Source organism: Desulfovibrio subterraneus, from assembly GCF_013340285.1.
Taxonomy (GTDB): Bacteria; Desulfobacterota; Desulfovibrionia; order Desulfovibrionales; family Desulfovibrionaceae; genus Halodesulfovibrio; species Halodesulfovibrio subterraneus.
Genome location: NZ_BLVO01000012.1, coordinates 246,035 through 267,874 on the forward strand (window position 1 = coordinate 246,035; position 21,840 = coordinate 267,874).

Genomic DNA, 21,840 nt, shown 5'->3' on the forward strand with positions numbered 1-21,840 from the left:
AGCCCAAGTGACTGTGTGGCCGTATTGAAGGTCCGTCTTATGGCGGACTTTTTTATTTGTCGGCGGCAGGTGCCACTACCGTTTCCTGTTCGTTGGTGACGCCGGTTATACCGGTGGCACCAGTGATGCGGTCAGTGCTGCCAATGCGATAAGGCATGCCTGTGCGAAGGCGCGAAAAGTCGAAGGTGAGCAGGGCTCCGGCAATAATGGCGGTTACGGGAGCTACCAGCAGCAGGCCTATGCTGCCTATGAGAACCCGGAATACTTCTGCCGCCACCAGCTTCATGTTGAGAATGCGGGCAATGCTGGTTTCCTGCGAGACGAAGACCATGAGCATGGTCAGGTAGCCGCCGGAATAGGCCAGCAACAAGGTGGTGGACATGGTGCCGATGACCATGCGCCCGATATTGAAGCCGGATTCCACAAGCTCCTTCATGCCTATATCCGGCCGTTTCACCTTGATTTCGTGCATGGAGGCGCTCACGTCCATGGCAATATCCATGGCGGCACCCGAGGCCCCGAGCAGCACGGCGGAATAGAAAATATGCTGAAAGTTCAGGCCGTAGGCACCCTGCACCAGCAGGGTGGTGGAAAAGGGCGTGGTCATGCCGGAGAGCCTGAACCCTTCGCCGAAGAGCAGGGTGAGCAGCAGGGTGACGGCCATGCCGCTCACGGTTCCCAGAAAGGCGGCAATGCCCTGTCGGGTGAATCCGGCCACGGTAATGATGATGACGAGTGATAGCAGCACCAGCACGGCCAGACTGAGCGGAAGCGGGGCTGCGCCGTTCAGCAGGTTGGGAATGTAGAAATACCAGAGCACGCCGAGCGAGGCCATGAACGAGACAAGCGCCTTAAGGCCGGTGAGACGGGCATAGGCGACAAGGGCAAGGGCAAATACGGCAAAGAGCGCCAGCTCCCAGTTCTGCCGGAAGGTGTTTATGGTCCGCGCCTCGCTGACCGTGCCGTCTGCAACGCGTATGGCAAGCAGAATGCGGTCGCCGGGAACGAACAGTTCGTCCATGTCCATCTGTCCGTTAAGGTGGTTGAGCGCAGGAGTTTTTGTTCCCTTCAACGCTCCACCGTCGATCATGGCTTCGAGCCGCTGGGGGCCGACTGCTCCTGCGGCTGAATGCATAATATCGCTGTTATCCGTTGCAAGGACTATGGCGGTTACTTCCTGCACGCCTTCCTCTCCGGTTCCGGCAAGGGGCGTATGTGCGGCCACGAAAAGCGCGGCAATGAGTGCCGCGACAACGGCAAGTTCGATAATGAATCTGTTCAGGCTGGGCATGCAGGCTCCGCAGAGAGGGGGGGGAAGGGCTACACGCAGCCCTTCCCCATGGGTATGACTAGTTCTTTCCGAGAACGTTCTCTGTTTCCCCGTAGGGGATTTCGGAATACTTCTTGGAAGGTCCGGTGGTCTCGCCCAGCAGGGCTGCGGAGGGAGTACGCTCAAAGGTGGACAGCTTTGCGTTCATGAGCTTTGCCATGATTCTGGGCAGGTCGGTGTTGTCCTTGAATCCGGCAAACTGTTCAGCGCCCTTGCCTTCGGCAGACAGCGTGATGACGGATGCCGTGTGCACGTAAGAGGTCCAGCTGATGCGGGCGCGTTCTGATACCACGTGGGAAACGGCGATCATGGTGGGGGTGTAGGCATAGCCATAGGTGGTCTGCTTTTCTTCAGGCAGGCCCTGGTTCTTGTCTTCCACGGCCATGGCGGATTCGATGATCTTGCGTTCGCGGGCATTCAGGTCGGTCAGGCCGAACTTGTCCGCAATGTAGCCGAGGTAGGCTTTCTGGCGCTGGGCCACATCGGGGTAGTCTTTGACCATCTGGGGGTAGACGTACATCAGCACGTCTTCGGCGGAAGCTTTGACCTTGAAGAGTTCGTTCAGCTTGAGGAAGTAGCCCTTGGAGTCAAGGCTGATGCCCATAGCCATGCCGCCGGTTTCGTGGTCTGCGGCAACGACGATAAGAGTTTCTTCAGGATGCTTTTTGTAGAATTCGTATGCCTTGGCAATGGCTTCATCAAGGGCAAGGGTGTCCCAGATGGTGCCGGCGGCATCATTGCAGTGGGCTGCGTAGTCGATGCGGCCGCCTTCCACCATCATGAAGAAGGGCTTTTCCTGAGCTGCGAGCACTTCAATGCCCTTGGCAGTCAATTCGGCGAGCGAGGGCATGGCGTTTTCGGTCTCGCGGCTGTTGCGGCGGTCGATTTCCATGTCCATGGCGCTGGAGGAAACAGGGGCGAGCACCTTGTCACCCTTCTTGGGCTTGTAAGCGCGGAAGGCGTCGCGGTTCTTTTCACCGATAAAGGTGGTGTAGCCCTTGGCCTTGAACTCGGCGACCAGATCGCGGTTGTCCTTGCGCTTGGACTTGAGGCCTTCGGCATTGTTTTTGGCGACAAAGTTACGGTAGCCGCCGCCTGCCAGATAATCGAAGCCGGAATTGAGCTGGTCCACGGCAATTTCGTTTTCATTATCGCGGTGCACGTTGTGCGCAGAGAAGGCTGCGGGCGTGGCGTGGGTGATGCGGGTGGTGGTGGCAATGCCTACAGCGTAGCCTGCATCGCGGGCGGCTTCTGCAATGGTCTTTATATCGGTGCCGTCCGGCAGCTTGGAAACCATGTCGTTGGTGGTCTTGAAGCCGGTAGCCAGCGCGGTGCCGCCTGCTGCGGAGTCGGTGATCAGCGTGTTGGCGGAGTGGGTCGTCACCAGCGCGGAAATGGGGAAGCTGTTCATGAGCAGGCGGGCATCGGGATTGCCGGTCTCGATCTTGTGGAAATACTGGGCAGCCTGCCGCTGAACCGGCCCCATGCCGTCGCCGATGAAGTAGAACACATACTTGGGTGCTGCCGCAAAGGCGGCGGAGGTAATCAGCAGGAAGGCAGCCGAGAGCAGCAACGAGCCGATTGTCCGGGGGATGTTGAATCTGGGTTTCATGTATCGTCCTCTGTTGTATGGATTTGGCACAACGCCATTGGTTGCGGCTTGGCTCCCTGCAGCGGGCGGTACATGAAGTGTCAGGGGACGACTGCTTTGCAGAATGCGTCTCGGTTGTGTCCAGATGTACTACATTATTTGGAGCCACTGCTTACTTACTGCTCAGTGTGGCGGTTCCCTGTAGGGCAAGGTCAAGAGGGATTGTGAATTATTTTTCAATCTTTCCGGCAAGCAGCAAACAGAGGGGTGCGAATGTCGCAAAGTGTCTCAGAGTGCTCCGTAATGCTGCATTTGCGTAGTGAGACATGCGTGCTGTGCATTGGCGCATGCACACCACAACCCCGGCTCATGCTGAACATTCAGCATGGTTTTTCGTTGTTGCATCTTTGCCCTCTGGGGGAATGTTGTAAGGATTGATTGTTTGTATAAACAGTATGTTGCCGCATTTTGCGTGCGATGTGCACCGCGATAAGTGCGGACGTTCGCTGCAACACTGTATGCACGGGGCCCGTAGTATGAGGGCGGGATGTGCAGGTTCGCTGATGAGGGCATTGTTGCGGAGCAGGTGATGTAGATCTGTTGCTGCAAGTAGTGCCGTGACTGTTGGGGGGGAACCCGACCAGCGATAAAAAAATCCGCTCTGCAGCCATATGGTTGCAGGGCGGATGATGTTTGTTTGCAAAGTCTGCCACGGCCACGGCGGGCAGGTTTTGCGGGGCGCGGGTCTGTGTGTGTCAGGCCTGTTCCGGCTGCTGGCGCATGATGATGAATTCCTGATGCGGAACAACTTCCATGTTGATGCTGCGTTCGCATTCGATGAATCCGCTGCGCCGGTAAAAGGAAAAGGCCCGTGTGTTGGCGCTGAACACTTCAACAGTCAGGGGGCCCCGCATGTCAGCAACATGGCGGATAAGCCGGGCGCCGATGCCCTTGCCGGAAGCCTGCGGAAGGACAAACAGGCCGCCGATGGTGGTGCCGAGCATGCCGATAAAGCCCTGCACTGTGCCGGAATCGTAGACCCACATTTCCGCAACGGGCAGATAATGGTTCTTTACAAGGTCATATTGCCGGAGCAGCTCTTCTTCGCTGAAGAAAGGGTGTCCCGCGCGGGAGGCCTTGAGCCATATGTCCAGAACGGCCTCGCCGTCTTCGGTTCGGTAGCTTCGAATATGTTGATTCATGCGCTGTTGATACCGGATGTGCGGTTGAAATTCATCAAGAATCGGCATGCGGCGGACTGAGAACAGGCCTTGCATCCGGCATGCCCAGCTGTTCCTGAGAGTCTTCGCTACAGGCAAGACCCGGGCGAGGGCATAACCGCGTTCCGTCCGCGTTGCTTGGCCCGATAAAGAGCCTTGTCAGCGCATTTGACAAAGGATTCCACAGAACTGCCGGTAACGTATTGAGCCACACCAAAGCTTACGGTTACCTTTTGCCTTTCCTGGGTGCAGTCGGGCTGGTGCGACTCTATGATGTTGCGCAGCCGTTCCGCCATGGCTGTCGCGTGCTCGATGTTGGTCATGGGGCAGACGATGATGAATTCTTCGCCGCCCCACCTTCCGGCTTTGTCCGTATCACGTTTATGAGCGGTGATGAGGTCGATGGTGTGTGTTATCACCTTGTCGCCGACATCGTGGCCGAAATTGTCGTTTATGCTCTTGAAGTTGTCTATGTCGCACAGGATCAGGCAGAGAGGTTGCTCGCGGCGGTTGTATCGCGAGATTTCGCTCTTGATGATCTCTTCTATCTTGCGCCTGTTATACGCCCCTGTGAGATGGTCCTTGGTGGCAAGGTGCTCCATTTTGAGAAGCATGCCCGATTGTGTATCGGTGAGCAGCTCTAATTCTGCAAGCAGCCGGCCGTTAATCATGTGCTGTACGGAATACAGCAGCAGCACCGTCAGCAGTGTGGTGAACATGTTGATGATGGCATCGGGAGACTGGGCATTGACGTAGTCCGCAACCGGGCCGTTTATGTATGTTACGTATACCCGGACAAGAAAGAGCGCTGCGAACATCAGGGCCGCGGTTCCTGTAAATCCGCAATGTTCTTTGTAGGTTGCGTCGGTTGGTTTGAACAGGATGCAGGCTACGTAAAGAAATATGGGGATGAGCATGCCCGAGAAGAGCAATATGCGGATTTGTATGTCGGGTGTGATGTACGTGAAGTAGAGAAATGCGGCTATGAAGACGCCGGTGTAGAGAGCAAATGGAAGCCGTGAAACACGCCTGCGTGTGAACATGGCCGCCCCGAGAGTGAAGCTGATGACACCGCAGATCATGAGGGTGTTTGCCAGTATTACGGAGAAAAACTGGGGAATGGCGGGGCGCATAAGGGCAATGGTCATGCCCACAGCCTGAAAGATGAAGTGAAGAAGAAAATAGCCCACGCCGCCAAAGCGGTTTTTGCTGACTTTGAACGTCGCTGCCATCAAATATGCGCAAACATAGTTGATGAGAACATAGATGGTGAGGGCTGTCCTCATATCAAAGTCTGGCAATAAATTTCCTCCATATAAATTATTAGGTTGCGTATGCAGCGGCACCCTACACAAAAACGGTCAGGCTTGCACCCGGAAACAGGGTGGTTTCAGTATATTGCAATACAGGTATGTATGGCACAAAAAACTGCCCCAACCCTGTTCAAAATAAGGGCAGAATGATGTCAGCCCTTGTTTTGAACAGGATCGGGGCGGCCTCTTCCTGCGCTTTGCTGATGCAGGCGCGCAGGTTGCGACATGTCTTCCTGCGTCAGGTCAATGCCTGTCGGATTGATCGACGTACCGGTGCAGGGCGGGGAGTGCTTATTGCCATATAATTATGAACAGCCTGCACACGTGGCGGTCTGGCAGGGCTGTCTATGCATCCGGCTCAGCCCCGCTTGATGTTGTATACGCCGCGACCTTCTGCAATGTGGGTTTCGCGGTTACCCGCAGACCAGACAACCACGTGGGCGTTGCCGACCTTGTTCCCCAGCAGGCGGATTTTGGCTTCCGCATACAGGTCGAACGCTTTGGCAGGTCGCAGGTAGTCCACACTCAGGGTGATGGTAGCTATGTGGTCTTCCGGCTTGCAGTGGGTCCATACCGCAAAGCCGCCGCAGATATCCACAAGGCTGGAGATGACGCCACCGTGGATCATGGAACGCTTGGCGTGGCCTATGAGCTGATCCTTGTAGGGGATGAACAGGCGGACGCAATCTTCTCCCAGATGGTCCACCCGGACGCCGAGCAGGAGATGGAAGGGGAATTCGTTTTCGATGAAGTTGTGAAGCGTGGCGTTGTGCATGATGATATCCTGTTCTGAATAAGTGAATACGCTGCAACGCTGGCAGCAGAACGAATTGTGAGCCTATTCATGTCTGCGGCGAATGCAAGAAAAAATCAGATCTGGTGCTGCTGTATGAAACAGGGGTGATGCCGTTGCGGTGGGGGGGTGAAGGCGTGCGAGGGCGTTGGTTGAGGCAGTGGGGGAGGGCTGTTGACTCATTGTAGTGAATCATTTGCGTTGACATTTCATGTGGTGGCATCGTGCACTAATTTTTAAGGCAGTTCTGCAGCTTGATGGCGGGTTAATCATGTCAGGGGGATAATCAAAACGGGCACCTTGAGCGGTTTAGCCGAACCTGCACGTACGGGCGTGTTGTATTTGAATCTGTAATTGTTCAGGCGCGAGGTTAGTGAGATTGTTTGCAAGGGAAAATCTAGTCAAACGAATAGCGGCCTCATGATTCTATCGGAACTCTAAAGTTATCTGAGGTGTTATATAACAATGCTGAGAACCCGGTTTTGCACTGTTCTCTTGACGGATAAGCTGATGTGGTGAATATGAATTATTTTGGAAGCTTTTGGAATGATGCTGTTGTGCGTTGATGCGGCTGCCATGGGGAGGCAGAGAGGTTATTGTGTAGTCTTGTTGGTTTTCAGGAATAAGTAGTAATGGTTGTATTTGTAAGGTGGGGAGTGTCAGGTGGGAAAGAATATTGTCGGGGACCAGTTTCTATATAAAGACATGTTTTCAATATTGTTTGGTGTTTTAAGAATAACTGCCTGTTGTTTGATTTATAAATTTCATTTTGATGGAATTTATAATTATGATTCTGGTATTAACGTTCTTATTCCTTTCGTAATATTTATGTTTTTATCTGGTTTTTACGCACGGGAAAACGCTAAGAATATGGGTGGTTGGGTAAGAAGGCGGCTTGTAAGAATTTACGTTCCATATTTGTTGTGTGCTGTTGTTGTTATTGTTTCTAATTTTTATATGAATTATAAAACTGTAAATATATTAGATGTTGTTTCGGTGTTGTTTGGCATAAATTTGTTTACTGGTGGAGTTTTGTATGTTGTATCGTGGTATGTTGGATTTATAATTAGCTATTATTTAATGTATTATTATTTCGTTGTTTTGAAGACAAAGGTTCTCAAATTGTTACCAGTTGTTTTTATAATTGTTATTCATAATGTATTTGGTGTGAGTTTGTATTTGTTGTATGGTTTTGTTATTGGTGTGTGTCTTTCGCGACTGTTTTATCGGTTTAATGTGTTCAATGGAATATTATGTACATCGGGAGGAAGCGTTTTTCGTCGTATAAAATCGCTGGTTATGGTTGTTCAAAACTGCACATATGAGTTCTTTCTAGTTCATGGTCCTGTGTTGCTTTTGTTGGCACATGTTGTAAAAATGGACGGAAATTCAGCTTTGTTGTTAGGAGGGGGTATATCCATTGTGTTTGCTGTTATTTTGAAGCATATAGCAGGTGAAATTATTAAAAAGTGTCAATGGATAGAAGTTGGCCAGCGGGCAATAGTGGCCAGGACATTGTAGGGAAAAGTTGCAGTTAGGCTATGTTGTATTTAGTAGCATACGCTTTGAACAAGGCCTTTGGCGAGCGTTCGAAGTAGGTTTTGAGTTGATTGTGATTTGAAATTGAGCAGCCCCGATTTCCGTTTTGGAGTCGGGGTGTATTGAGTTTGTAAGTGTGGTGGATGGTGTTGTCGAATGAGTTCAATAGGTCTGGATCGGTGTTTCCGGCAGAGATAGGGGGGGCGGGTATCCTTTGGGAGATAATTGGAATGGTAGCAAAGCATACGCCTGTTTATGTCCCTACGGACGGCCCTGAGGGGTGGAGGCAATTTCTGGCTGACCCCATTAAGCAATGGAAGAATGGGTGTTCAGCAAAAGAGTTGGCATACAGCTGGGAATCTGCAGAAGGTTTTCCGTTTGAAATTGCGGCAACTCTCAATTCGCATCCCGCATTTGATAGCCTTGAAATTTTATTTGCCGTTCCTGAGTATAAAGTACCCTTGCCTGGTGGGGGCAGAGCATCACAGAACGACCTTTTTGTGCTGGCAAGACATGCTGATGGGCTCGCTGTGATAATGGTTGAAGGGAAAGCGTCTGAGTCATTTGGCCCAACACTTGGCGAGTGGAGGGCTGAGGGTTCGTCTGGTAAGGTTAGCAGGCTTGCGTACTTGCAGAGTGTATTGCGCCTTAATGGGGGGCTGTCAGACAGCGTCCGGTATCAACTTCTTCATCGGGCGGCTTCGGCATTGATTGTCGCAGAGCGTTTTCATGCTGCGAGTGCAATCATGTTGGTGCACTCGTTTTCCATTGATAACAGGTGGTTCGATGATTATGCGTCTTTCTTGAATCTGTATGGTGTGACTGCTGAGATTGGTGTTCTTCATAAACTGCTGGAAGACCCACAGCCGCATCTGTTTTGTGGTTGGGTTAAGGGCATTCCAGTGGCCCGCTAACAATACAAATAACCGCCCTGACTTCATCCGAAATCAGGGCGGTTCTTTATTAGGGAGCTCATGAGCAGGATTGAAAGGCTTCCTCGCCCTTGGTGGGGTTTGTCCTGCAAAGGCGATCATTACGTCTTTTTCGACAACGGGCAGGCATTGAACCAGCTTTTGGCCGAGCTTATGAAATAGCTTTTGCGTTGATAACGATTTGAAATTGAACAGCCTCGGTTTCCGTTTTGAAGTCGGGGCTGTTTTTAATTTCCTAGATATGAGGTTTTTCTGATATGGTTACTTTGTAATTGAAGTGTATATCGCACAATTCGTGTTTTATGATATATTGTAAGGCAGATGTTAGGATGCATATGCTTGCGCTAATTGTCTCTTTTATTTCTCTTCTATTCTTTTCTAATCTTGAATTTTCATGTGCAACATGTCCAAGTCCGGGGAAGTTTAGGCCTCCATGAAGGAAATTTGATCTTATCTCGTACATGCTGTTTATTATTTTGCTTGAGAGAGAATAAGTTCCGAGCATTGATTCTATGTTAAGTTTTAATTGAGATCGTATGGATTGTAAATTTGCTGTGTTGCTAGATTTAAATAAAGATTCAATTCCAATCATAGACCATAGCAAGGTGATATGTTCATTTAACCTGCATTGTTCTCCAAGCGTTAGTGAGTATGCTGATGCAGCTCTACATAGATTACTATTTTGTTCTCCTGTGAAAATTCCCCTGTTGTTTGTGTACCATGCCCAGCATTTAATTATATCTATGTTGTCAAGTTTTGGCCATAATGTGTTTTTTGAAAATTGTATATGCTCAAGGTGGTGATTTCTGGTTTGAAAATTGCATATTGTTGGATTGTTGTTGAAATATCCTAGTCCAGTAAGTGTATATAGCGATCCAGGGTGAGCTAGGTTGCATATTATTAATAAGTTGTCAATTTCTCTGATAAAATAATCAAAGAAGATAAAAGTAGTGTGCTTGTGATAGTCAAAATTTGTTGATGTTGATTCTTTGTTGTAGTCTTTAAGTTTTGATGCTTCTTTGATGTGTATTTGTTTGTCGATTTCTATTTTAAATTTTAGCGCAAAATACGTACCTTCAATTCTTGGTATGAATATGTTGTTTGATGTTAATTGGTTTGAAGAATAATTATTGTCCATTTGTTCAATTGTAGGGTAGAATTTATAGTCAAGTATTGCAAATTCAATTTTTTTAGATAAACTGATTAATTCAAGTACAAGGTTTTGCGGTAGGTAAGTGTAGTCGGACTTATCGTCAAGATAATTGGTATTATCAATGTATACGATGTGTTCTAGTGATGTTTTGTCCATCTATGGCCTCTATATTCGGATTTTGAGTGGTGTAGCTGCTGTGGTTGTTTTGTAGCTTGGTTGGACTCCGATCGCGAGTTGTGGGGGGGGGGCAAAGAATTGAACTGCCTTTATCATGAAATTTGTAGGCAGGTTAACCTCTCCATTCTGAAATGGAAACAAAAAACCCGCCCTGACTTCATCCGAAATCAGGGCGGGTGCTGCATACGAAAAAGCCCCTGCTTACGATTGTAAGCAGGGGCTTAGATTTTATGGAGCTCTTGAGCAGGATTGAACTGCTTACCTCGTCCTTACCAAGGACGCGCTCTGCCAATTGAGCTACAAGAGCCTATATATGATCGGTCTCAACGGTACTGGTATCGTTCCGGAGACCCGCGTTGCGAATTCCACCTAAAGCAGGTGGTCTTCGAAAAACCAGCCCCTCGAATTTTCATTCGAGGGGCTGGGGGTTCTCTGTGGTCGGGATGAAAGGATTTGAACCTTCGACCCCCTGAACCCCATTCAGGTGCGCTACCAGGCTGCGCTACATCCCGACGTTGCGAAGAGGGTGTTTATATGCTGGGGCGGGTGGCGTCAACAAAAAAATGAAAAAAGCTGTGTTTTTTTCTTTCCGCACTCGAGAATAGTTACAATCAAAACGACTTTGTGTAGGATGTAATCATCTAACACTCTGAAATCTGTTGCTTTGTGAGGAAGTATGGAAATTTCGAGGGTAGTACGGGCAATTTCGCCCGAACAGCTGCGGGAATTCATGGACGGGCGTGAGGAAGGAACCTACTCGCTGGTCGATGTCCGTCAGCCGGAAGAGTATCGTCGGGAGCATCTTCCGGGGGCACTTCTCATTCCCGTTCCCGAGCTGGAAACGCGCCTGCATGAGCTGCCGGCAGGGCAGGATGTCGTGTTCTACTGCCGCAGCGGGGCGCGCTCGTCCGCAGCTGCGCTTATAGCACAGGACAGCGGAGTCATACGGGGCAGCATTTTCAATCTGGAAGGTGGCATTACGGCATGGGACGGCGGCTCCATCGGCAGCATGCCGCGCGTGGAGGTCTTTGCCGGAATCCGTACCGCCGGTGATCTGCTGATGAAGGCGCTGGAGATGGAGAAAGCCGCCTACATTCTCTATGCTACCGTGCGTGCTTCAACCGACCGCGACATGATCTGTGAACTCATGGATACCCTTATCGGGGTGGAAGAAGCTCACGCCAGGGTGGTCTACAAATATCTTGCCCAATACTGGACAGACGGCTCCGGCGAACTGCCCGCCTTTGAACAGCTCTTTGAAATGCTGAACGGCCGTATTCTGGAAGGGGGCCTGTGCGTGGATGAGTTGCAGCCATGGATTCGCGGGGCGCTTGCCGGTGAGTGCATGGAACTGGCCGACCTTGCTCTGGAAGTGGAACTGAACGCCTATGACCTGTACCGCACGCTCGCGCGGCATGCTGCGGGAACAGGGGGGGCCTATGGGTTTGGCGCGGATGCGGAACTCATCTTCCTCAACCTTGCTTCGCAGGAAAAGCACCATGCCCGTCTCATCATGAGCAAGGTGGCAGCGTTCGGAGCAACTGCAGCGTGACACCGACCACCATTCCCGTTGCCCTGACCCGTTGCGCGGACTACTCGCCGGACGCTGTTGAATCTGCTGTCCGCAGCGTGCTGGATGCGGCCGGAGTCCGCCCTGCTTCAGGTACCCGCGTGCTGGTCAAACCCAACCTTCTGAAGGCCGAGTCCGGCGGGCTATGCTGCACGCACCCCATGGTAGTGCGGGCAGCCTGCCTGTATTTTATGGATTACGGCTGCCGCGTCACTGTGGGCGATTCGCCTGCCTTCGGTTCCGCAGACAAGGTGGCGCAGGCCATCGGTCTGGCTGATGCGCTAACCCCGCTCGGGGTGCCTGTCATCACGCTGGACACTCCCGTCTCTGTGACGCTGCCTTACGGCATGACTGTTGGCATATCGCGGCATGCCCTTGAAACGGACCTGCTGGTGTCCGTTCCGCGCGTAAAGGCGCACACGCAAATGCGCGTGACATGCGCCGTGAAGAATATGTTCGGTTGCGTGGCGGGCGTGCGTAAAGCTCTTTCCCACACCACGCATGGGGACAAGAGGAACGCATTCAGGGCCATGCTTGTGGAAGTGGCTGCCGCTTTGCCACCCACTGCGGCACTTGTGGACGGCATTGTGGGCATGGACCGCACTGGTCCTTCCGGCGGAGATGCTTTTCCATTAGGCATGGTGGGAGCCGCGCAGAGTGCGGTTGCGCTGGATACGGCCGTTTATGCGGTGCTGGGGGCAGCGCCGGAGATGATTCCGCTGTGGGGGGAACTGCGAACTCGCAGGACGCACGGTGCGTTTGCAGAGCAGCTGAGCTATCCCCTGCTTGCGCCGGAAGAGGTGGCGGCAAAGGGATTCCGTTTTCCGGGTGCCTTGACACCGGAAACCTTTCATCCGCTCAGACTGCTGCGCAGTGCGATAAAGCGCTGGTGGATGGCCCGCTCGTGAATGTGAAGGGCCTGACCTCCTCTGCTGTTGCGGTGGGCTGCATCCGTTTCAGACTATGCGGGAGCGTTGGCCGTTCTATAAGAAGCGGAGAGCGCCGGTTGTTCGGCACATGAAAGGGATGTTACCGCTCCGGAATACACAAAGAGCGCTTTCTGTTTCATATTGTGAAATAAGCGCTTGCCGCTTCATACGAAGAAAAAGCGCTTGCTGTTTCCTAATCGGATAGGGGACGTTATCCGCATCGGGCAGGGGCAGACAGCAGTCGAGTGACTATGCTTCCGCGCTTGCGGGTGCCAGAATGGGGAACGGCCCTTTAAGCTTGAGCAGGTCGGGCAACGCCTTGAGGCGCTTGAGTGCATTGTCAGAAATGCTCTGCCCCTTGAGCAGCAGGACCGTGCCGTCTGCGTTGACCAGATCTTCCGCCAGCACCATGCCCACTTCCACGTGTTCAAGCCGTGTCAGCTTCACCTCACCGCCTATCTGTTCGGTTATGTGTGCCTTCAGTGCATCCAGCACGGCGGGGTCATATGCGTTGTTGGTATTTGCCGCGATAAGCTGGTCCACTGCTTCGCGTGCGGTTATTCCCTGTTGGTCAAGCCGGTCATAGGCAAGAGAAACGCGCAGAATCCGCGCCCCGAGCGGTGTATTTTCAGAATAATCGTCCAGCTGATGGGCAATGAGCTCGGCTACCGGTGCCATGCGCGGAATATTGGAGATCAGGCTGGCACCGATATCAGGATGCATGCCGTAAACCTGCTGTTCCTCGGCTCCCAGCGGTTCGTCACGCATGACCTTTTCGAGCAGGTCTTCGGGCAGCCCTACGCATCCGAGCTGGCACAGCATCGAGGCAACATCCAGCTGCCACAGGTTGCTCTCGTTCAGCCGCTTGCCCAGCGCACCCACCACGGTGCGTATGCGTTCGCTTCGGCCGAAAGCCTCCGGGCTGACGAGGGCCAGCACATCCACAAGCACCTTTACGCTGCCCAGCAGGGTGCCACGCAACAGCTCCTTTTCCGCCGTGACAAGGCGGTATTGGCGAAGCGCATCACGCAGCATGGCGAGCAGCGTGTCGGGCGGGCAGGGTTTGGTGAGAAAACGGAAAATGGCTCCGCGGTTCACGGCGTCTATGGCGGCATCAAAGTCGCCTTGTCCGCTGAGAATGACGCGGACTGTGTCCGGTGCGACTTCCCGTATTTTTTCAAGCAGGGTAATGCCGTCCATGACCGGCATCTTGAGGTCGGAAACGACAACAGCGAAGGGACCCTTGGTCCGGATGATTTCAAGTGCTTCCTTCGGTCCGGGGGCCACTTCAACGGCGAACTTCTTGTGCAGATTCCGCTGGAATGTGGCGAGAATGTTCGGTTCGTCGTCCACGAACAGTATTTTATCCTGAGCCAGCAAGGGGACCTCCGTCAGATGAGTGAAATTTCCTGAATCTGTCGTTCCTGCGGATCCCACTGATACTTCACGGCAACATTCTTTTTGTCGAGCCGCATGGCCTTGTCTCCGATCTTGATGCGTGTTCCAGGATGGGCTTCTTTTTTGATGATGACATGCGAACGGGCCAGCGAGTGGTTGTTGAGTGCCTTCAGGCGCCCAAGTTCCTTGTGGATTTCGTTGAGGCGTTCTTCAAGCCGGGCGCGCACCCGCAGCATTTCCGCCACGATACGGCGGTCGCCTTCGGCGGTTTTGAGAAGTATGGCTCTGGGAGTGCCGTTGCCCAGCCACTGACTCAGCCGTTGCTGTTGCTGGCGTATGGTGTCCTGCTCGCGGGTGAGCACATCAAGTTCGGGAATGTCCAGCGCGATGGTAAGCGCGGTCTGTGTTCCCAGTTCCGAACCGGCTTCGAGAATCTCTATGCCCCGTGCGGCGATGATGGAGCCGCCGAGCACTATGCCCTTTCCGGACTGGGCCAGCACCGAGCCTTTGCAGGTAATGAACGAGTTGGTGATGCCGCCGTTTATGATGACATCGCCTTCCGCCTCCAGCACGGCGTCCTGCGCATAGGCCGCCTGAATGGTGCCGCCGGTGCGGATGAGGTTGCGGCCTTCCATGGCTATGCCGCCGCGCACTTCAAGATCGCCGTTACAGTTAATCATGGCGCTTTCCACAGCGCCCTCCACAATAATGTGGCTGGCCGCCGTGATGGAAAAGCCCGTGCGGACGGAGCCCTTGATATGCACAGAGCCCGTCTCCACCAGAATGTTGCCGGTGCTCATATCCACATCGCCCTGTATGAGCAGCACCGTGGAAACACCGATACTCCCCTTGCTTACGTCCACCAGCCCCTTGGCGGTGGCTTCGTACAGCGTGGTGCCATCCTCCTGCGGCACCTCCCGGATATTGTCGCCCGTTCTTACGGGTCTGTCGGTTCCGTCGCGTGCGGGAATTTCTCCGCCGAACACATCAAGACCGCGCTCTCCTTTGGTGGGCGGATAATAGCGGGCTATGGGCGTGCCTTCGGCAACATGGGGATGAGCGCCACGGTCGCGGTAGTCTATGGAGCCGTCTTCAGCCCGTTTGCCCACGGTTTCGCGTTCCGTCAGCAGGCGTTCGAGTTTTCCGTTGGAGCCGTGTTTCGGGGGCTTGCCCTCGCAGAGCACCAGCTCCTGCGGCACGCCTGTTTCCTGCGCGCGCACAATGGCCTCGTTCAGGCGATGCATGTCTATGGGCAGGGTAACCTTCAGGTCCTTGGTGGCCCTCTGGTACGTGATGGGCGGGATGGGGTTGCCGCGATAATCTCTGGCGTATACCGAAGCCTGCACCGAAAGGGCGTCCTTGGAGATGCGCACAAGAGGCACAATCTGAAGAACGCCGCCCACCATGCTCATCATGCCCGGCGCGGTGGCGCGTACTTCACGGGTGGTCATGTCCAGCGTGTAGTAGGGTGGTTCAGGGGTGCCCCCCGCAGATTTACCTGCGGCAAAGGGGGCAAGGCTGGTGGCAAAGCCCAGCAGGGTGCCGGCCATGGCCGGATAATCCGGATCACCGGATAAATCCATGAACTGGCAGAATGGTTCGGGGCTGCAACTTGGCTGAACGCTTTCGACCTCGTCTGTCACCTTACCCGCCTCCCGGCTTTGTATGTGAATATGATGCATTATACGATATTATGGTATTTTAGATCAACCATTCTCTCGTGCTGCCCTGTCATTAGCTGCAGTATGTGCTGAAATGGCAAGAACGATCAGGTATATTTTTTGAGCATATGCTATTGGCTGGTGTCCGTTTGCGGCCGTATATTGGTGTGGTTAACCTTACAGTTGACATGTTTCATCAATTGTTTCAAACACTGTTTGAAACAGGAGATGGGATGGATAAATCGCGTTCGTGTGACCGGTTGCTGAAAACGGCCCGGGAGATATTTGAGCGGCATAGAGCCTGCTGCCGTATTCCGGCAGCCCCGGGGCGGTCCGCAGATGATGCGGCAACCCGCCTTCGTCTGCTGCAGGTTGCGCGGGGTGTTTTTGCGGAGAAAGGGGCCGAGGCTACGGTGCGCGACATATGCCGCGCTGCCGGTGCCAACGTGTCTGCCGTTAATTACCATTTCGGCAGCAAGGACGGGTTGCTGGCCGCAGTGATGTGCTCGGTGCTCGAGGATTCTCTTGCTCTCTATCCCATGGACGGCGGTGTGCCGGAAGATGCTCCGGCAGAAGACAGACTGTTCGGTTTTGTATTCGCTTTCTTGTGTAGAATTTTATTGGTGAGTGGCCGGGGTGAGGAAAAACGGTTAGGGGAAATGCTCTCGGATGCCTTTATGCGTCCCATGGCTCCCTTTGAACCGCATGCACAGGCGCATCGTGATGCGGTTGTTGCGTATCTGTCTCCTTTGCTGCGGGAACTGGTTGGCGCTTCAGCGCCCGGTGTGCCGCAGCCCGGAGAGGATTTCATCATTCTGCTGGCTCGCTCCGTTGTGGCGCAGGTGCTGATGTATAATACCAACAGGTACAGAATTCTGGCCGAACGCGGGGGGCATCCCTTTTCGGCGGAAGAACTGGCCGTTGTGGCACAACATATCACCCTGTTCTCGCTGGGCGGGGTAAACAATGTTTCGGAGTATCTTATATGCGGATAGTTCGCGTTAAATCCCTTGCGGCAGGGGTCTTGATTGCCGCAGCGCTGGCATTTGCCGGTTGCGATGATTCGTCCAAGGCATCGGCAACGGATTCCGGTACGCAGGCGGCAGTGTCGGGCAATGCGTCTGCCATGGCCGACAAGCCTGAGCTGCCCCCCAGACCGGAATACGTGGTCAACGTGAAGGTTGAAACGATAACCCCTGCAAGCATGCGGGATATTCTGGTGCTTCCGGGAGAAACCGAGGCGCTGGATGACGTCAGTCTGGCTGCGGAACGGGCCGGTGTTGTGGAATGGGTTGGCGTTACCGAAGGCCAGATGGTGAAGGAAGGCCAGCAGATAGTGCGCATCAATCTGTCTGCATTGCAGGCGGCACTGGACAGGGCAAAGGCAAACCTGAAGCTGGCTGATGAGCAGCTGCGCCGCCGTCGTGACCTCTACGCCCGCAAAGTGCTCTCCCGCGAGGAGCTTGAACAGTCTGAAAACGAACAGACCGTGGCTCTGGCGAACCTTCGCGAGGCAGAAGTGAATTACAACTATGGCATAACCAGTTCTACCGTCTCCGGCGTGGTGAACAAGGTGTATGTCGATCCCGGCGAATACGTGGCCGAAGGCGCCACCGTGGCGGATATCGTGAACGTGGGTACCCTGCGCATCAATTTCAATGTGCCGGAGGCCGATGTGCGCTTTCTGTCCGAAGGCCAGCAGGCCGATGTGCGGGTAGATACCTATCCCGACCGCAAGTGGACAGGCACAGTGGATTTTGTGGCATGGAAGGCTGATCTGGCTACCAGAACCTTTCAGGTGCGGCTGGTGGTGGACAACCGTGACGGCAGAATCCGTCCGGGCATGATTGCACGAGCTGCCTTTGTGCGCCGCTCTCTCAGCGATGCCGTGACTGTGCCGCTGTTCTGCGTGCAGGATAAGGGCGGGGAACGCATCGTGTTTGTGGAAAAGAACGGCGTTGCGCAGGCGCGTACTGTCGAGCTTGGCGTCATTGAGGGCGACCGCGTGCAGGTGCTCAAGGGGCTGGCAGCAGGCGACAGGCTTATCGTGGCCGGACATACCGAAGTTGAAGACGGCACAAAGGTGAACGTGCGATGATATTGAATGAAGGCGCTTTGAAAAACCAGTCTCTGGTTTTGGTGCTGCTCATACTCATAGTGGTGGCGGGGCTCTACAGCTATGTGAAGCTGCCGCGTGAAGCCGCGCCGGATATTCAGATTCCGTATATCTTCGTAACCACCGACTATGAAGGCGTGGCTCCCGAAGATATGGAAAAGCTCATCACCATTCCGCTCGAGCGCAAGCTCAAGGGGCTGGAAGGCGTTGAAGAGCTCACTTCCCAGTCCGACGACGGCAATTCCACCATTGCCATCAAGTTTCTGCCCAGCGTTGATATTGACGATGCTTTGCAGAAGGTGCGCGACAAGGTGGATCAGGCCAAGGGCGACCTGCCCTCGGACCTTGAGGATGATCCTCTCATCAGCGAGATGAACTTTTCGGACCAGCCCATTCTGCAGGTCGTGCTTTCCGGACCGTTCAGCCTGAAGCGGCTCAAGGTGTTTGCCGAGGAGCTTGAAGACCGGTTTGAGGCCATTCCCGGCGTGCTGGACGCCCGCATCATAGGCGGGCTTGAGCGCGAGATTCACGTGGAGTTCGATCTGGACAGGGTGGGGGCATACAATGTGCCGTTTACCACCATGCTCAAGGCTGTCGAGCGCGGCAACGTGAACATGCCGGGCGGTTCCATGAACATCGGCGATGCCCGGTATCAGGTGCGCGTGCCCGAAGATTTCCAGAATCCTTCGGAGATCAACAACATCGTGGCCTTCGTGCGCGACGGCAAACCCGTGTATCTGCGTGATGTGGCCTCCATTCGCGACCACTACAAGGAACCGGACACCCTGAGCCGGCTGAACAAGGAAAACGCGGTTACCCTGCAGATCGTGAAGCGCAGCGGCGAGAACATCATCTTCATCAACGATCAGGTCACTGAGGTCGTGAAGGAGATGCGCGACTATCTGCCGCCCACGCTGAATATCAGCCTTACGGCAGACATGGCGGAAGACATCCGCAGCATGGTGGCCGACCTTGAGAACAACATTCTCTCCGGCCTGCTGCTGGTTCTTATAGTGGTGCTTGTCTTCATCGGCGGGCGGTCTGCCGTGTTTGTTTCCGTGGCCATTCCGCTGTCCATGCTTATTACCTTTGCCATGCTGCGGGTGCTCGACATCACTCTGAACATGGTGGTGCTCTTCTCGCTCATTCTCGCGCTGGGTATGCTCGTGGATAACGGCATCGTTATCGTGGAGAACATCTACCGGCACATGCAGGAAGGCAAAACCCGCTTTCAGGCAGCCATGGACGGCACCAGCGAAGTGGCGTGGCCGGTCATCACCTCCACGCTCACGACCGTGGGCGCGTTCTTCCCCATGGTGTTCTGGCCGGGCATCATGGGCGGCTTCATGTCCTTCCTGCCCAAGACAGTTATTCTGGCACTCGTGGGCTCCCTGTTTGTGGCACTGGTGGTGAACCCGGTGCTGTCCGCACGGTATCAGACTGCCAAGCCTCCGCGCTTTGCCGATGACGGTACCGAGGCATCCTCCCGCTCCCGCAGGGTGTATATGTGGATGCTGGAATGGTCTCTGAACCATCGCTGGCTTGTCCTTCTGATCTCGGTAGCCATGTTCATCGGTTCTGCGGCGGCTTTCAGCATGTTCGGCAAAGGGGTGGAGTTCTTCCCTGAAACCGAGCCGAAGCGTGCCTACGCCAATATCAAGATGCCCATAGGCACCAACCTTGATGCCACTGACAGGCAGGTCAGGGTTATCGAGCGCGTTGCATCGGAATATGATGATGTGCGGTTTGTCATTGCCAGCAGCGGCGCGGGCACGGGCGGCGATTTCGGTGGCGGCGGAACGGGAACACACCTTGGTTCCGTGGCGCTGGACTTCCGGCCCATTGCCGAGCGTAAGCGCCATTCTTCGGATATTGTGGCCGAGGTGCGTGACCGGCTCGCGAGCATGATCACCGGCGCGGAACTGCGGGTGGAAAAAGAGAAGGAAGGTCCGCCTACGGGCGATCCTGTGAGCCTTGAAATATACGGCGACGACATGAAGGTGCTAGGCGAGATTGTGGAACAGGTGCGGGGCATCATGCGTGATATTCCCGGCATTGTGGACCTGAAGGACAACTTCGTGAACGGCAAGCCGGAGATCCAGATCCGAGTGGACAAGGAAAAGACCGCTCTGCTGGGGCTCGATACCTATGAAGTCGCCTATACTGTGAAGGCCGCCATCAACGGTGCCAAGGTAGGCGTATACCGCGAAGGCAAGGATGAATACGACATCATTGCCAAGCTTCCCGAAAAGGACAGACAGTCCGTCGAGGCCCTGCGCCGTATCACGGTGTCCGGTCCCAACGGTGAACCTGTTCCGCTCACCACGCTGGCGGATATCCACCTTGCCAGCGGTCTTGGAGCCATCAACCACAAGGACCAGAAACGCGTAATTACCGTTTCGTCCGACGTGAACGGCAGGCTGGCCAACGACATCATCAAGGAGCTTGACGCCAAGCTGAAGAAGCAGAGCTGGCCCCGCGGCTATTCATATAGCTTCGGTGGTGAACAGGAAGAACAGCGCAAGGCGGAAGAATTCCTCACCGAGGCATTCATCGGTGCCATTTTCCTCATCTTCATGGTGCTGGTGGCGCAGTTCAACTCCATGCTCACGCCGTTCATCATCCTGACCTCGGTGGTGCTTTCGTTCATCGGCGTGTTCCTCGGACTGCTGATTACGGGCACGGCCTTCGGCATCATCATGACGGGCGTGGGTGTCATATCCCTTGCCGGCGTCGTGGTGAACAACGCCATTGTGCTTATCGATTACTTCGAGCAGCTCAAGAAGACAGGCATGGAGACGCGCGAAGCCTTGCTCAAGGCCGGGATAACCCGTTTCCGGCCGGTTATGCTCACGGCTATCACGACCATTCTGGGCCTGCTGCCCATGGCTATCGGCGTGAGTTTCGACTTCTTCAAGATGGAACTGATCACCGAATCGGAATCGGCCCAGTGGTGGGGCCCCATGGCAGTCGCCGTTATATTCGGCCTGCTGGTGGCTACGTTGCTGACGCTGGTTGTGGTGCCTGTGCTCTGCTCGCTGCAGGACAGCCTGCGCGCCAGAAAGCAGCGCAAACGTGATGCCGGAAAGGGAAGTGATGATGCCGCCGGTACTGCGCCCGCAGATCCGGAAGGGCAGCACGCATAGCCGCCATCCGATACTGAAGACAAAAAAGAAGGACGCTCCGTGGAGCGTCCTTTTTTATTGCGTTGCTATCAACGATTGCTCATTGATTACAGGGTCTGCAGCACCCAGGCTACGCGGCCGATAATAGCTTCGGCGCGTTTTTCCACGGGCAGAGACTGCTCGGGATGAGACTGGTTTTCGCTGCGCATGATGAAGCGGTTGTTGGCCGCATCAAGGAAGAGGCGCTTCAGTGAAATACCCTCGTAGGGGACGAACACCCCGTAGATTTCGCCCGAAAGGACGTTCTTCTGGTTGGTGTCCAGACCTACGTAGGCACCTTTGTGGATAAGGGGTTCCATGCCGGATGCTTCCACGCGCAGTACCTGAATGTTGGTGCCTGCGAAGGACTGGGGAATGCACAGCTTGCCGATTCCCTTCAGCACGCGCTGACCGTTGTCGTCGGTCTCGCACTGCATGGAGTGTATGGTAACCACGGCGTTGCGGGCATCGGGATCTCCGAATTTGGCAGAATCCTCGAACACGCGGCCGGCGGCGGGGCCTTCAAGGGGTTCATATCCCTGTTCGGTGCGCAGGTACATGGGGCCGACGCCCTTCTTCAGCCAGTCGGGGTTTAAGCCGAACTTTTCGAAGAGCTTCATATACCAGTCGGAAGGTACAGAATTGCGGCGCTTGGCATCGGAAATACTGGATTGACGGATGTCCAGCACTTCAGCCAGCTCAACCTGAGTTCTGGTGTGGGTTGAGAGCTTGATGCGCTCAAAAACTTCATCAAAGGTGGACACGTGATTTCTCCCGCCTGTCACGGCGATGGCACGGAAGGGATGCGCATGCACCGGTTGACATTGTGTTTTTTCTTGTATAAGAATTGCTATATCGTAATGCTGTGTCTGCTCCCCGGTAGATGCAACAGTGCTGAGGCGGAAACGTCTGCGCACACTTATGACGGTAAGCGGGCATCCCTTTATTCAAGGG

Annotated in this window: 16 protein-coding genes and 2 tRNA genes; 7 read left to right on the top strand and 11 right to left on the bottom strand. The window is 54.1% G+C overall.

All coding sequences use genetic code 11. The features are described 5' to 3' along the window. Positions 1–52: 52 nt before the first annotated feature. The 5 genes from HUV30_RS05070 to HUV30_RS05090 form a co-directional block, all read right to left on the bottom strand. Entirely contained in the window at positions 53–1,291 is a 1,239-nt protein-coding gene (locus HUV30_RS05070) for a YibE/F family protein (protein ID WP_174404341.1), read from the bottom strand. Positions 1,292–1,349: 58 nt separating this feature from the next. After that, positions 1,350–2,942 carry an alkaline phosphatase gene (locus HUV30_RS05075; RefSeq protein ID WP_174404342.1) on the bottom strand — a complete coding sequence of 531 codons (1,593 nt, stop codon included), beginning with the start codon at positions 2,940–2,942 and terminating at the stop codon, positions 1,350–1,352. 734 nt (positions 2,943–3,676) lie between these two features. Further along, a complete protein-coding gene (locus HUV30_RS05080; RefSeq protein ID WP_174404343.1) occupies positions 3,677–4,123 on the bottom strand; it encodes a GNAT family N-acetyltransferase in 447 nt (148 codons plus the stop codon). A 107-nt stretch (positions 4,124–4,230) separates the two neighbouring features. Continuing rightward, on the bottom strand, positions 4,231–5,373 hold the full coding sequence (locus HUV30_RS05085; RefSeq protein WP_174404344.1) for a GGDEF domain-containing protein: 1,143 nt from the start codon (positions 5,371–5,373) through the stop codon (positions 4,231–4,233). A 439-nt stretch (positions 5,374–5,812) separates the two neighbouring features. Then, positions 5,813–6,229 carry a PaaI family thioesterase gene (locus HUV30_RS05090; RefSeq protein ID WP_174404345.1) on the bottom strand — a complete coding sequence of 139 codons (417 nt, stop codon included), beginning with the start codon at positions 6,227–6,229 and terminating at the stop codon, positions 5,813–5,815. A 681-nt stretch (positions 6,230–6,910) separates the two neighbouring features. Between HUV30_RS05090 and HUV30_RS05095 the strand changes: the two genes are divergently transcribed. Beyond that, positions 6,911–7,768, top strand: a complete 858-nt coding sequence (locus HUV30_RS05095) for an acyltransferase family protein (protein WP_174404346.1) — start codon at positions 6,911–6,913, stop codon at positions 7,766–7,768. Positions 7,769–8,016: 248 nt separating this feature from the next. Continuing rightward, positions 8,017–8,700: a DUF6946 family protein gene (locus HUV30_RS05100; RefSeq protein ID WP_174404347.1), complete on the top strand. Its 684-nt coding sequence runs from the start codon at positions 8,017–8,019 to the stop codon at positions 8,698–8,700. Between the two features lie 253 nt (positions 8,701–8,953). Here the strand turns inward: HUV30_RS05100 and HUV30_RS05105 are convergent, their stop codons facing one another. The 3 genes from HUV30_RS05105 to HUV30_RS05115 all read right to left on the bottom strand — a co-directional run bounded on the left by HUV30_RS05105 (position 8,954) and on the right by HUV30_RS05115 (position 10,560). Next, complete coding sequence (locus tag HUV30_RS05105; protein WP_174404348.1) at positions 8,954–10,027, bottom strand: hypothetical protein; 1,074 nt, start codon at positions 10,025–10,027, stop codon at positions 8,954–8,956. A 252-nt stretch (positions 10,028–10,279) separates the two neighbouring features. Further along, positions 10,280–10,355, bottom strand: a tRNA-Thr gene (locus HUV30_RS05110). 128 nt (positions 10,356–10,483) lie between these two features. Beyond that, positions 10,484–10,560: transfer RNA gene (locus HUV30_RS05115), tRNA-Pro, on the bottom strand. A gap of 164 nt (positions 10,561–10,724) precedes the next feature. On the opposite strand from HUV30_RS05115, the gene HUV30_RS05120 reads away from it, so the two are divergent. Both HUV30_RS05120 and HUV30_RS05125 read left to right on the top strand, forming a co-directional pair. Further along, positions 10,725–11,600, top strand: a complete 876-nt coding sequence (locus HUV30_RS05120) for a rhodanese-like domain-containing protein (protein ID WP_174404349.1) — start codon at positions 10,725–10,727, stop codon at positions 11,598–11,600. Beyond that, positions 11,597–12,526: a DUF362 domain-containing protein gene (locus tag HUV30_RS05125; RefSeq protein WP_174404350.1), complete on the top strand. Its 930-nt coding sequence runs from the start codon at positions 11,597–11,599 to the stop codon at positions 12,524–12,526. The genes HUV30_RS05120 and HUV30_RS05125 overlap by 4 nt, the downstream gene beginning before the upstream one ends. Positions 12,527–12,796: 270 nt before the next feature. On the opposite strand, the gene HUV30_RS05130 is transcribed toward HUV30_RS05125, so the two are convergent. Then, positions 12,797–13,927, bottom strand: a complete 1,131-nt coding sequence (locus tag HUV30_RS05130) for an HD domain-containing phosphohydrolase (RefSeq protein ID WP_174404351.1) — start codon at positions 13,925–13,927, stop codon at positions 12,797–12,799. A gap of 11 nt (positions 13,928–13,938) precedes the next feature. Further along, positions 13,939–15,588: a flagellar assembly protein A gene (locus tag HUV30_RS05135; protein WP_174404352.1), complete on the bottom strand. Its 1,650-nt coding sequence runs from the start codon at positions 15,586–15,588 to the stop codon at positions 13,939–13,941. A gap of 251 nt (positions 15,589–15,839) precedes the next feature. On the opposite strand from HUV30_RS05135, the gene HUV30_RS05140 reads away from it, so the two are divergent. The 3 genes from HUV30_RS05140 to HUV30_RS05150 are packed head-to-tail and all read left to right on the top strand — an operon-like array spanning position 15,840 to position 20,868. Next, on the top strand, positions 15,840–16,601 hold the full coding sequence (locus HUV30_RS05140; protein ID WP_174404353.1) for a TetR/AcrR family transcriptional regulator: 762 nt from the start codon (positions 15,840–15,842) through the stop codon (positions 16,599–16,601). After that, complete coding sequence (locus HUV30_RS05145; RefSeq protein WP_174404354.1) at positions 16,592–17,704, top strand: efflux RND transporter periplasmic adaptor subunit; 1,113 nt, start codon at positions 16,592–16,594, stop codon at positions 17,702–17,704. Before HUV30_RS05140 ends, HUV30_RS05145 begins: the two co-directional genes overlap by 10 nt. Continuing rightward, positions 17,701–20,868: an efflux RND transporter permease subunit gene (locus tag HUV30_RS05150; protein WP_174404355.1), complete on the top strand. Its 3,168-nt coding sequence runs from the start codon at positions 17,701–17,703 to the stop codon at positions 20,866–20,868. Before HUV30_RS05145 ends, HUV30_RS05150 begins: the two co-directional genes overlap by 4 nt. Positions 20,869–20,954: 86 nt before the next feature. Here HUV30_RS05150 and HUV30_RS05155 read toward each other — a convergent pair whose 3' ends face one another. Beyond that, positions 20,955–21,650: a LexA family transcriptional regulator gene (locus tag HUV30_RS05155; protein WP_174404356.1), complete on the bottom strand. Its 696-nt coding sequence runs from the start codon at positions 21,648–21,650 to the stop codon at positions 20,955–20,957. Between the last annotated feature and the right edge of the window lie 190 nt (positions 21,651–21,840).